Genomic DNA, 11,769 nt, shown 5'->3' with positions numbered 1-11,769 from the left:
GCGATGCCCGAAGCATGTTTAATCCGTAAAGCGGGTGATGACGAATGAAAAAGTATGCGTTTAATGATATCACATTGATGCAATATATTTTTCTGATCGCCGGTATTCAATTGGGGGTCGGTCTGCTTCAGCTCCCCCGTGAATTGGCCGAGCTTGCGGGAACCGACGGGTGGATCGCCATCCTTATCGGTTTTGTCATCGCCACCTGCTCCAGTTTAATGATTGTCCAAGTGATGAAGCGGTACCCGGACGGGACGCTTTTTGATCTGCTGAAGCGCTACGTAGGGAAGTGGGCGGGACAAGCCGCAGCGCTCTTGACCGCGCTGTATTTCGCTTTCTTTTCCTATACCATTATGGTGAGGGCGGTGCTGTTCGTCAGGTCGTGGATTTTACCGAAAACGCCTGATTTCGTCATGCTGATTCTGCTCGCCATCCCGTCGTATTTGATTGCCCGGGGAGGCGTCCGCGTGTTAGGCCGCTATGCGGAGCTTGTTTTTTATATCACCTTGTGGATGCCCTTTTTCTACCTCCTCTCCTTGAGAGAGAGCAATTGGCTGTATATGCTTCCTTTGTTTAAAGAAGGCCTGCAGCCGATCCTGCTCGCGGTGAAGCCGTCGCTGTTCGCCTTTTTAGGGTTTGAAGCGGCGTTTCTCTTTTATCCGTTTCTAAAATCCAAACAATACGCCTCCCAGGGAATTATTGTTGCCAATACGCTCACGCTGCTCGTTTACCTGCATGTTACCTTGACCTGCAACGTCTTTTACAGTCCGGATACGATTACCCACTTTAACGAGCCGCCGGTCAATGTGCTCAAAACGATGGAATTCCGGTTTATCGAACGGCTGGAAATCGTTTTTCTCTCTTTCTTTATTATGACCATTTCAACGACATGGTTGCCGGTAATTTACCTGTCCGTTTTCTCGATAAATTGGATGTTCGGCAAAGAAGATCACCGTAAACTGCTTCAATGGTTCATGCTGCTTCTTGTCGTTAGCGTGCTCTTTATTAAGCCGACGTTCAACAAGACCGATAAATGGATTGAAATCGTCAGCTTGATCGGGATCTTCTTCGGCTATTTGTCTCCTTATGTTTTGTGGCTGTACGTATGGCTTCACGATCGTTTGCGGTGGAGGCGAAGGGGGGCATGAAGAGATGGGTACGGACAGTGGCATTGGCCGTATGCGTGGCGATGCTGCCCGGATGTTGGGATCAGGCGAATATCGAGGATTTAACGCTCAGTTTAACGACAGGCATCGATTTGGACGAGAAAGATAACTTGATGGTGTATATGGCCGCTCCCGTGTTCAGTAAAGAAGCGAAGAAAAAAAATGAAGTCTACGAATTCCGGTCCAAGACGCTCCGCGTGGCCAGAAACCGATTCGATGCCGTAGTGAGTGCTCTTACCGTCGGGGGGAAGTCGCAAATATTGTTTCTCGGCAAGCGGTTGACCGAGCGGGGGGATTGGTTTCCCTTAACGGATACCTTTTTCCGGGACGGGAAGCAAACCGTCAATGCGAAGGTCGTGCTCGTGAACGGTCCGGTATCCGATGTGATACACCATTATCCCAAGGACAAGCCACGGCTTTCCTTTCATCTGACCAGGCTGCTCGATAAAAATAACCAGCGAAATTTCACCGTCCGCACGACGCTTCAAAAGCTGATCGATCAGAAATATGAGAAAGGCATGACCATCTCCATAACCGAGCTAAAATTGAACAAGGAAATCGAGGTGACGGGCACGGCGCTGCTGGATAGAAGGGGCAAATACAAGGGCTCGCTGAATCAACAGGAAAGCTCCTTGTTGCTTATTCTGCAGCGGCGTACGGTAGAAGAAGTTCCCTTCAGTATCCATGTCCCGAACGAGCGGAAAAGTGGTGTTTTCGCCTCGGATATTGTCAGCTTCAACGCCGGTGTGGAGAAGGTCAAAATCAAAACGGCCTACAATCAAGGGAAGTTTCGCTTTGATGTCGGCATCCAGTTGTCGGGAGCTTTGACGCAGAGACTGTTCCCTTTTGACTTTTCCAAAAAAGGAGGAGAACTGGAAGCCGCGATTGAAAAGCAACTGGACAAGCAATTCTCGGAGCTGGTGAAAAAGTTCCAGAGCCTGAAGATCGATCCGGTCGGCTTCGGCATCATCGCGAGGGCGTATCAGTATAAGGAATTCAAGCAGGTTCAGGAGCAGTGGGGAGACGTGCTCGCAAAAGCGGACGTGAACGTCAAGGTCAAGCTGACGCTCAAGAGCAGCGGGGCCATCAAGTAATTGGCGCGGCTCTCTGCGAGGAAGAAAGGCGCCCCCGGGCAGCCGGACCGGCACACCTTCTCCCGGCCAATAGAGGAACCCAGATGCGCTATGGTGCTTCCAACAGCCCCATTCTGAAATATAGAGGAACTCCGGTGATCTATTGTCCCGCCACGACGGCATAAATCAGGGCTATCAGGCACCATCCGTCTTAATAGAGGAACCAGGTTCCTCTATTGCTCGGAATGACGACCAAAACCTCTGAATAACGAACATCAGTTCCTTTATTTTCAGGAATCTCGGCGGCATATCCATCGGACGCAGCGAAACGGGGAGACAAGACAAAAGGAAGATAGGTGCGGAATCGGATTATTCGGCAGGTCCATGTCATTAGGCATGGGCCTGTTGCTTTATTTACGCGCTGTCTTCACACCATCTTTGGATTCATTTAACATTGCGCAAACAATCGGAGGATAAAGTGAAGATGTAGAGAATACAACAAAGTGAAGGAAGATGAAGGATTTCCTTCTTGACGGGTAACGGAGCGGAGGAAAGGCATGGAAACGACGTTTGTGTGGTTCGATTTGGGGTATACGTTAGTTTATTTGGAAAGGGAACAATGGTTTGCGGCTTATTTGGCCGAGCAGGGGATCGCCAGGAAGCTGCGGGAGATCGAACTGGCTTACCATTATGCGGACAAGCTGTTCATGCGCGAATACCCCGGCGTCCTCGGCCGGGAAGCGGCGACGTTCTTCCCGTGGTACCTCGGCGTGCTGAATTACCGGCTGGGGCTGTGTCTCAATCTGCAGGAGCAGTGGCGGCGGCTGAACGAGCTGCGGACGGATCGCCGTTCGCCTTGGGCGGCGTATCCTTGCGCGGCCCAGATGCTGGAGGAGCTGAAGCAGGCGTCCTACGGCATCGGTCTGATCTCCAACTGGGATTCCAGCGCTAGACAGGTGCTGGCGGATACCGGGCTGCTGCCGTATTTCGACCACGTGATCGTTTCTTCGGAGGTAGGCGTCGAGAAGCCGGACCGGGCCATCTTCGAGCTGGCGCTGCGGCAGGCGGGCGTACGTGCGGAGGAGTGCTGCTACGTCGGAGACAATTATTACGACGATGTGGTCGGCTGCCGCGAGGTGGGGATGGAATGCTGCCTGATCAACCGGTTCGGCCGGACCGGCATCGAAGAGGTGCAGCATGAGCCCGTCCTTGCGTCGGTGCAGGAGCTGCCCGCTTATTTGCAAAGAAAGGAATGGAAGCACAGCGTATGAGCGTAGAGCGCAAGATCGAGCAACTATTCGATTCGCTGAGTCCGAGTCAAAAGAAAGCCGCCTACTTTATGACCAAGGACATCCGACAGGCGGCCGTGCTGCCGGCCAAAAAGATGGGCGAGCTGGCCGGCGTCAGTGAGGCTACGGTGCACCGGCTCGCACAGACGCTCGGCTTCGAAGGCTACGCCGCACTGCAGAGCGAGCTGCAATCGCAGTTTCTGCAGGCGCGTCCCGTGCAGCGGCTGCTGGAGACGGCGCAGGAGGAGCAGGCGACGTGGCTTGACGAGTTGTTCGCGCAGGATATCGACAATCTCCGCGAGACCGCTGCGCTCAAGCAGGAGGCGAAAGTGGAGGAGGCGGTCCGGCTGCTGCTGGACGCGGAGCGCACGTATACGGCAGGCTGGCGCGCCGGTCTCACGGTGACGGCGCCGCTCGCCTACATCATGCATTACATGCTCGGCCAGGCCCGGCTGGTGCCGCAAGGCGAGGCGGCGGAATATGCGGCGCATTTCCGGCCGGGAGACGTGCTGCTTGTCTCCGGGTTTCCCCGCTACTGCCAGACGACGAGGCACTTGACGGAAGCGGCAAAAGAGAAGGGCGCGCGCATCGTCGCCTTGACGGACTCGCCGGTATCGCCTTTTGCCAAGCTGGCCGACGTGTATTTGCTTGCCGCGACCCGTTCGCGGGGCTTTCTCGATTCGTACGTGGCGCCGCTCGCGTTGGCGAATGCTTTGATCAAGAAGATGGCCCAGCTCGACTTGGAGCGGATCAAGCGCAATATGGTGGAGATGGAACGGAAGTTCCGGATGTTCGAAACGGAATCGTCCGGGTGGACCGGACCGAACGGAAAGGGGACAACGAAATGAAATTGACGATTTTGGGCCCGTGGGGCGCTTATCCGGCTGCGGATTCCGCGTCGGCGTCGTATTTGATTCAGACCGAGTCGGTCAACGTGCTGCTGGACTGCGGCTCCGGCGCGCTCGCCCAGCTCCAGCGGTATCTGCCGCTGGAGGAGCTGGATGCGGTCGTGCTCACGCACTACCATACCGACCATATCGCCGACGTGTACTGCCTTCAGCATGCGGCGATGATCCTGATGCAGCTTGGCCGCAGGACGAAGCCGATCGAGATATATGCTCACGACGCGGACCCTGAGGCCTTCGCAACGCTCGCTTACGGAGAGTACATGCACTCACATGTCATTGCGGTAGGAGATACGCTTACGCTGGGAGATCTGACCTGGACCTTCGGGCATACGACTCATCCTGTTCCGTGTCTGTCCATGCGCATCGAGCATGGGGAGCAGGCGCTTGTGTTTACGGCGGATACCGCTTGGAACGACGATTTGGTGCGAATCGGCCGGAATGCGGATCTACTGCTCTGCGAAAGCAATTTGTACAATGAATACTTCGGCAAAATCGGCGGACACCTGACCGCCGGCGAAGCGGGAAGGCTCGCCTCGCAGTGCGGAGCGAAGCGGCTCGTGCTGACGCATCTTCCCCAGTACGGCGATCTCGGCCAGCTTGTCCGGGAAGCGCAGGAGACGTATCATGGACCGATTGATCTCGCCCGCACGGGCGATCAATATCGGCTGTAATACGGCTGGAGTGGGCGTTGAGAAAGTATTGAATTGAGGTGATAGAGGTGTACGAGGGGGTGGGGTATCTACTTCCGACCGCTCTTGTCATCGGGAAATTTTTATTGGAAGCCGCTTAACAGCGGACATTTCCCGAAGACAAAGGCGGCCGCTATCGCTTCTCCAGTAGATACCCCACCTCCGTATGTATCTCTCTATTTAAGTCAAAAACCACCTTCTCAACGCCTTGTCCAAGCTGTAATACAGCTGGAAGAAATAAAAACAACGGATAGAAAAGAGGAGAAACCATGCTAACCGAAAGATTGCGAAGGACCCCCCTGCTGCTTGCCGCTCTGCTGCTGTCCGTCACCGTCCTGTCCGCCTGCGGCTCGGGCGACCCGGCCAAGACGCCGACGACCGGCGCCGAAGCTGCCAAAGAGCCCGTGCAGGGCGGCAGCGTCGTCGTCGCCGTTCCGCAGGACCCGGACTATCTCGACCCGCACTTGGCCGTCGCTTCGGGGACGCAGGAGATGATGTTCAACGTGTTCGAAGGTCTGCTGAAGCCCAACGAAAAAGGGGAGCTGCAGCCCGCGGTCGCACAGGAATACAAGGTTTCTCCTGACGGGCTGACGTATACGTTCACACTGCGCGACGGCGTCAAGTTCCATAACGGCAAGACGGTGACGGCGGAGGAAGTGAAGTTTTCGTACGAGCGGCTGATGGGCAAGGATACGGGCAAGCCCCTCTCCAGCGCCTTTGCGAACGTCGAAGCCGTCGATACGCCGGATGCCAAGACGGTTACCGTCAAGCTGAAAAAGAACGACGTCTCGTTCATGAGCAACTTCACGGCCGCTATTTTGCCAAAGGGATACGACAACCAGAATAAAGCGCCGATCGGCACCGGGCCGTTCAAGTTTGTCGAGTTCCAGCCGAACCAGAAGCTCGTGATCGAGAAGAACAAAGACTATTACATCAAAGGCGTGCCTTACCTCGACAAGGTCGAGTTTCGCATCATGCCGGATGCCGAAGCTTCGCTGCTCGCATTGAAATCCGGGGACATCGACATGTATCCGCGGCTCGGCAACGAACGCATCGCCGAGCTGGGGGATCAATTCCGCTATGTGGAAGGCATGCAAAACATGGTCCAGCTCATGACGATGAATATCGCCCGCAAGCCGTTCGATGACCCGCGCGTGCGTCAGGCGGTCAATTACGCCGTGGACACGGATGAAATCATTAAAGTCGTGGCTGACGGCAAAGGAACGAAGCTTGGCTCCAACATGAGCCCGGTCATGCAGAAATATTTTCAGGAAGGTCTGGAATCGACTTACAACGTGAACGTGGACAAGGCGAAAAGCCTGCTGGCCGAAGCGGGGCTAAAGGACGGCTTCAGCACGACGATTTCGGTGCCATCCAACTACAAATTCCATGTCGATACCGCGCAGGTCATAGCACAGCAGCTCGCAAAGGTCGGCATCACCGCCAAAATCGAAATGGTCGAATGGGCCGTCTGGCTGGACCGGATCTACAAAGGCCGCGACTACGATATGACGATTATCGGGCTGACGGGCAAGCTCGATCCGCACGAGGTGCTGGTACGCTACGCGTCCGACTACAAGTCGAACTTCTACAACTACAACAACCCGGAATACGACAAGCTGATCAAGGCGGCCCAGGTCGAGCTAGACGACGCCAAACGGGCGCAGCTTTATAAAGACGCGCAAAAACTATTGACCAAAGACGCCGTCGCCGTCTATATCATGGACCCGAACTTCACCGTAGCGATGAAAAAAGAGCTGGACGGCTATAAGCTGTACCCGATTTACGTGCAGGATATGTCCACGATTCACCGTGTGAAGTAACAAGCTGCGCAAAATGACGAGTTAAGCGGGCGGATCAATTGGAAAAAACGATCCGCTCGCGAAGCGGTCTCAGAAGTCGCGCAACTTTTCAGGAGAGGAGAGAAAGCGACGTGACGTACGCATGGCGGAGAGCCTTTACGTTCGTGCTGACGGTGCTGCTGGTCCTGATGATGACCTTTGCCGTCTTTCGGATCATTCCGGGGAACCCGGCCTTGACCATTCTCGGGATGGAGGCGGACGAGGCGCAGGTGGTGGCGCTTGAAGCGAAGCTGGGCACCGACCGCCCGCTCGGCGAGCAATTTGCGAGCTGGCTCGGAGGCGTCGTCTCTGGCGATCTTGGCGAATCGCTCAAGTTTTCCAGGCCGGTCGGGGAGCTGATTCTGGACCGTCTGCCGGTGACGGCGTCGCTCGCGGTGCTGTCCATGGCGATAACGATCGTCATCGCCGTGCCGCTCGGCATTGCGGCGGCCAAGTCCCAGCGCCGGGCGTCCGGCTGGTGGATTTCTCTGCTCAGCCAGCTTGGACTGGCCGTTCCGTCGTTTTGGCTCGGCATTTTGCTCGTGCTGCTGTTCGCTTTGACCTTCCGCTGGTTTCCGGCCGGAGGCTACGTTCGGTGGTCGGATTCGCCGCTGGAAGCGCTGCGCTCCCTGTTCCTGCCTGCGCTGGCCGTCGCGATTCCGCAGGTCGCCGTCGTGGTGCGCTACCTGCGGACGACGATGCTGGAGCAGCTCAAGCAGGACTACGTCCGGACCGGCTACAGCAAGGGACTGAGAGAACGAGTGGTGCTGTACAAGCACGTGCTGAAAAACGCGCTCATTCCCGTCGTCACGGTGATGGGGATGATTTTTGCCGACGTGCTGGGCGGCAGCCTGGTGGTCGAGCAGGTATTTGCGCTGCCGGGGCTCGGGCGGCTGCTTGTTTCCTCGATCGGCGCCCGCGATTTTCCGCTTGTGCAGGGGATGATTTTATTCACGGCCGTGACGGTCATTGCGATCAATTTTGCCGTCGATATGCTGTACCGGGTGCTGGACCCGAGAATTCGGTTGAAGTAGGAGAAGAGCGGCATGATACGAAATCGGAACGTTCATTTGATCGTGGGCGGCGCGTTGGTCGGCGCGATGCTGGCGCTCATGCTGGTTAGCTGGTTGTATGTTCCTTACGACGTCAATAGCATGAATCCGGCCGAACGGTTTCTCGCTCCCGGGGTGAAGCACCTGCTCGGAACGGACAATTTCGGACGGGACATCTTAAGCCGGGTGATGACGGCTTCCCGGACGGCCTTTCAGGTCGGCTTCCTGACCGTTCTGATCGGAGGGGCCGGGGGGCTGCTCGTCGGAGCCGCTGCCGGCTATGTCGGCGGCTGGCTGGACGAAGCGCTGATGCGGCTGATGGACGCGATGATGGCGTTTCCCGGGCTGCTGCTGGCGCTCATGCTGGTGGCGGTGTTTCAGCCGAACCTGACCAATACCATTCTGGCGATCGGCCTGATGGCCGTACCCGGGTTTGCCCGCATCGTCCGCAGCGGGTTCGTGCAGTACAAGGAGATGGATTTTGTGAAGGCGGCGCGGGGCATCGGGGCGGGTCCGCTCGCCATCGTGTTCCGCCACATTTTTCCGAACATCCTGTCGCCGTTCATCGTGGCGGCCACGATGAGCTTCTCGGGGGCGATTCTCGCGGAAGCCGGACTAAGCTACCTTGGGCTCGGCATTCAGCCCCCCGACCCGAGCTGGGGACGCATGCTGAACGAGGCCCAAAGCTATATTGCGAAAGCGTCGTGGTACACGCTGGCGCCGGGGCTTATGATTACGATGACCGTGCTCGGCTTCAACCTGCTCGGCGACGGGCTGCGCGATTGGAACGACCCGAAACGATGAAGGGGGAACGAACCATGGCCAGAGGAAAAGAAATGCCTCTTTTGAGGCTGGACGAGCTGCATATCGAGCTTCCGACCCGCCAGGGCATGCGCGCCGTGCTCGAAGGGGTATCGCTGTCGGTCGGGCGCGGGGAAATCGTCGGCATCGTGGGGGAATCGGGCTGCGGCAAGAGCATAACGGCCCAGGCCGTGATGGGACTGCTGCCTGCCGGTGCCCGAATCGCGGGCGGTGCGATCGACTACGACGGCGCTGAGCTGACACAGCTGTCGCCGGAGGCAATGCGCAGGCTGCGCGGCAGGGAGATCGCCATGGTGTTCCAAGACCCGATGACCTCGCTCAATCCAGTATTTACGGTCGGAGAACAGCTGATGGAAGGGCCGCGTTTGCACTTGGCGATGTCCCGCAAAGACGCGTATAATCATAGCGTAGGGATGCTGGAAAAAGTTGGGCTGCCCCGCGCGGAGCAGTTGATGCGCGAATATCCCCATCGGTTGTCCGGCGGGATGCGGCAGCGGGTCATGATTGCGATGGCGCTGGCGTGCTGGCCGAAGCTGCTGATCGCCGACGAGCCGACGACGGCGCTCGACGTGACGGTGCAGGCGCAAATTTTGGAGCTGCTGCAGGACTTGAATCGGACGGAGGGTACGTCGGTGCTGCTGATCTCGCACGACCTCGGCGTCATCTCGGAAATGTGCAGTCGCGTGTCCGTCATGTACGCCGGACAGGTGGCGGAGACGGCTCCGGCAGCGGAGCTGTTCCGCTCGCCCGCCCATCCGTACACGGCCGGCTTGCTGCGGTCGATCCCTTCGCCGGACAAGCGGGGCGAGGCGCTGTATGCGATTCCCGGGCGCGTGCCGCCGCCGGAGGAGCGCTCGGGAGGCTGCCCGTTCGCGGCCCGGTGCGACCGCGCCGTTGCGGCTTGCTCCGGCGTAAAGCCGGCGAGCCGCATGATCGCGGACCGACACGAGGTCCGCTGCTTGCTTGCCGAGGAAGGGAGGCCGTCCGTCCGTGAGTATCAGCTCGCTTGAACTTGAACCGCTGGTGGCCATCGACCGGCTGACGAAGCGTTACCCGGCCGCCGCAGGCTTCGGCAAGCCCAGAGCATGGGTGAACGCCGTGAACGGCGTCTCCTTCGAGATCCGCAGCGGCGAGACGCTCGGCCTCGTCGGAGAAAGCGGCTGCGGCAAATCGACGACGGGCCAACTGCTTGCGCGGCTGCTGGAGCCGACCTCTGGGTCCATCCGCTTTCGGGGGCGGGAGCTGACAACGCTGCGGGGCCGCGAAATACGTGATATGCGCAGGCATATTCAACTGATCTTTCAAGACCCGTACGCGTCGCTCAATCCACGGCATACGATCGGCTCGATTCTGGAGGAACCGCTTCGCGTTCACCGGATCGGATCAAGCGCCGAGCGCAGGCAGCAGGCCCGCGACATGCTGGAGACGGTAGGTCTGGACCGCGGCTACGCCTCCCGGTATCCCCACGAATTAAGCGGCGGTCAACGCCAGCGCATCGGCATCGCCCGGGCGCTTATGCTGCGCCCGTCCTTCATCGTGGCGGACGAGCCGGTGTCGGCGCTCGACGTGTCGGTGCAGTCGCAAATTTTGAATCTGCTCAAGGAGCTGCAGCGGCGCTTCGCGCTGACGACGCTGTTCGTCTCGCATGATCTCAACGTCGTGCAGTACATGAGCGACCGGGTCGCCGTTATGTATCTGGGCACGCTTGTGGAGCTTGCGCCGGCTGAAACCTTGTTTCGCGGCGCGGTACATCCGTACACGAGGGCGCTGATCTCGGCGATCCCGTCCGTACGTGACGGGGAGCGGCGCGAACGCATCGTGCTCCGCGGCGAGGTGCCGAGCCCGCTTCATCCGCCCGCGGGCTGCCCGTTTCATACGCGCTGCCCGCAGGCGGTGGCGGAATGCGCCCATGTGCCGCCGGAGTGGAAGTCCGTCGGCCCGGACCATTACGCGCGCTGCCTGATGACTTAAGCAGCATTCGCATCGGAGTGGCGGAGCGCAGCTTACAGAAGCCGCCATCGCCATCCGATCCGCCCAAGCCTACAGGTGAACAAGGAGGGAACCCTTTTGAACATCGGCATTTTGTCGGATTTGCATATTGATACCAATAACCCCGGCTGCTCCGTTCCGGTCGAGGAGGCGCTCTGCGAAGCGGCACTTGCGCAGAAGGTGGATCTGCTGCTGATCGGCGGAGATATATCCAACAACAGCGCCACGACGCTGAAGACGCTCAGGTACATCCGGGAGCGGTTATCCATACCCTGCTTGTTCGTTCCGGGCAATCACGATCTGTGGAACATCCACGACCCGGAACGTACAGCGTGGGATTCGTACCGCGAGCTGCAGGCGTTCGAAGGGAACCTTGCGAACGGCGCCTACATGATCAATGAAGAATGGGCCGTCGTCGGAGATATCGGCTGGTACGATTACTCGTTCGGCGCAGACCGCTACACAAAGGAGGAGTTTGACCGGATGTCGCTCGGCGAGCGGACGTGGCAGGACAGCCTGTTTGCCCTGTGGGACCGGCCGACGACGGAGGTTTGCGATTATTTCGTGCAGAAGCTGGACAAGCAGCTAAGCGCGCTTCGGGACAAAAAGGTCATCGTGATGACTCACGTGCTGCCGCACCGTTATTTTACCGTTCCGTACGCGTCCGAGGTGTGGGGCTACTTTAACGCCTTTCTCGGAAGCGAGCAGTACGGGAAGCTGATCGAATCGTACGCCTCCTCCGTGAAGCTGGCCGTCTGCGGCCATGTGCATTACCGGAAGCGGCAGACCTTCGGCGGCACGCTGTACGTATGCAGCTGTCTCGGCTATACCCGGGAATGGTCGAATCCGGGGGATGCGCGGACCGAGGTAGCGAAGGCGTTGTCCGTGATCGAGTTGGCCTCTCTTGAGGAGCGTAGTCCGCTGAACTCATAATTGATCC

General features: G+C 58.2%; 11 protein-coding genes. All 11 read left to right on the top strand.

The window, feature by feature from the left end; all coding sequences use genetic code 11:
* Positions 1-44: 44 nt before the first annotated feature.
* A complete protein-coding gene (locus ET33_RS09145) occupies positions 45-1,148 on the top strand; it encodes a GerAB/ArcD/ProY family transporter (RefSeq protein WP_036679630.1) in 1,104 nt (367 codons plus the stop codon).
* On the top strand, positions 1,145-2,260 hold the full coding sequence (locus ET33_RS09140; RefSeq protein WP_036679626.1) for a Ger(x)C family spore germination protein: 1,116 nt from the start codon (positions 1,145-1,147) through the stop codon (positions 2,258-2,260). The genes ET33_RS09145 and ET33_RS09140 overlap by 4 nt, the downstream gene beginning before the upstream one ends.
* A 536-nt stretch (positions 2,261-2,796) precedes the next feature.
* On the top strand, positions 2,797-3,510 hold the full coding sequence (locus ET33_RS09135; protein ID WP_036679622.1) for an HAD family hydrolase: 714 nt from the start codon (positions 2,797-2,799) through the stop codon (positions 3,508-3,510).
* Entirely contained in the window at positions 3,507-4,376 is an 870-nt protein-coding gene (locus ET33_RS09130) for a MurR/RpiR family transcriptional regulator (RefSeq protein WP_051775198.1), read from the top strand. The genes ET33_RS09135 and ET33_RS09130 overlap by 4 nt, the downstream gene beginning before the upstream one ends.
* The gene (locus tag ET33_RS09125) at positions 4,373-5,107 is read left to right on the top strand and encodes an MBL fold metallo-hydrolase (protein ID WP_036679619.1); all 735 of its coding nucleotides are present in this window, start codon (positions 4,373-4,375) and stop codon (positions 5,105-5,107) included. Before ET33_RS09130 ends, ET33_RS09125 begins: the two co-directional genes overlap by 4 nt.
* A gap of 287 nt (positions 5,108-5,394) precedes the next feature.
* Positions 5,395-6,948 (top strand): ABC transporter substrate-binding protein, encoded by a 1,554-nt coding sequence (locus ET33_RS09120; protein ID WP_036679616.1) that lies wholly within the window; start codon positions 5,395-5,397, stop codon positions 6,946-6,948.
* 110 nt (positions 6,949-7,058) lie between these two features.
* Complete coding sequence (locus ET33_RS09115; protein ID WP_036679612.1) at positions 7,059-8,000, top strand: ABC transporter permease; 942 nt, start codon at positions 7,059-7,061, stop codon at positions 7,998-8,000.
* Between the two features lie 12 nt (positions 8,001-8,012).
* Entirely contained in the window at positions 8,013-8,822 is an 810-nt protein-coding gene (locus ET33_RS09110; RefSeq protein WP_036679608.1) for an ABC transporter permease, read from the top strand.
* Between the two features lie 14 nt (positions 8,823-8,836).
* Positions 8,837-9,850: an ABC transporter ATP-binding protein gene (locus ET33_RS09105; protein ID WP_081890258.1), complete on the top strand. Its 1,014-nt coding sequence runs from the start codon at positions 8,837-8,839 to the stop codon at positions 9,848-9,850.
* Positions 9,831-10,811 (top strand): ABC transporter ATP-binding protein, encoded by a 981-nt coding sequence (locus tag ET33_RS09100; protein ID WP_036679603.1) that lies wholly within the window; start codon positions 9,831-9,833, stop codon positions 10,809-10,811. The genes ET33_RS09105 and ET33_RS09100 overlap by 20 nt, the downstream gene beginning before the upstream one ends.
* A 96-nt stretch (positions 10,812-10,907) precedes the next feature.
* A complete protein-coding gene (locus ET33_RS09095; protein WP_036679599.1) occupies positions 10,908-11,762 on the top strand; it encodes a metallophosphoesterase in 855 nt (284 codons plus the stop codon).
* Positions 11,763-11,769: the final 7 nt, after the last annotated feature.

This window comes from Paenibacillus tyrphae (assembly GCF_000722545.1).
Lineage (GTDB): Bacteria > Bacillota > Bacilli > Paenibacillales > NBRC-103111 > Paenibacillus_G > Paenibacillus_G tyrfis.
This window is presented reverse-complemented; position numbering and strand designations above follow the sequence as displayed.

Bases quoted from the DNA above. Each gene is read 5' to 3' on its own strand.
- ET33_RS09145 (WP_036679630.1), top strand. From the start codon at position 45: ATGAAAAAGTATGCGTTTAATGATATCACATTGATGCAATATATTTTT.
- ET33_RS09120 (WP_036679616.1), top strand. From the start codon at position 5,395: ATGCTAACCGAAAGATTGCGAAGGACCCCCCTGCTGCTTGCCGCTCTG.
- ET33_RS09130 (WP_051775198.1), top strand. From the start codon at position 3,507: ATGAGCGTAGAGCGCAAGATCGAGCAACTATTCGATTCGCTGAGTCCG.
- ET33_RS09140 (WP_036679626.1), top strand. From the start codon at position 1,145: ATGAAGAGATGGGTACGGACAGTGGCATTGGCCGTATGCGTGGCGATG.
- ET33_RS09135 (WP_036679622.1), top strand. From the start codon at position 2,797: ATGGAAACGACGTTTGTGTGGTTCGATTTGGGGTATACGTTAGTTTAT.
- ET33_RS09125 (WP_036679619.1), top strand. From the start codon at position 4,373: ATGAAATTGACGATTTTGGGCCCGTGGGGCGCTTATCCGGCTGCGGAT.
- ET33_RS09110 (WP_036679608.1), top strand. From the start codon at position 8,013: ATGATACGAAATCGGAACGTTCATTTGATCGTGGGCGGCGCGTTGGTC.
- ET33_RS09105 (WP_081890258.1), top strand. From the start codon at position 8,837: ATGGCCAGAGGAAAAGAAATGCCTCTTTTGAGGCTGGACGAGCTGCAT.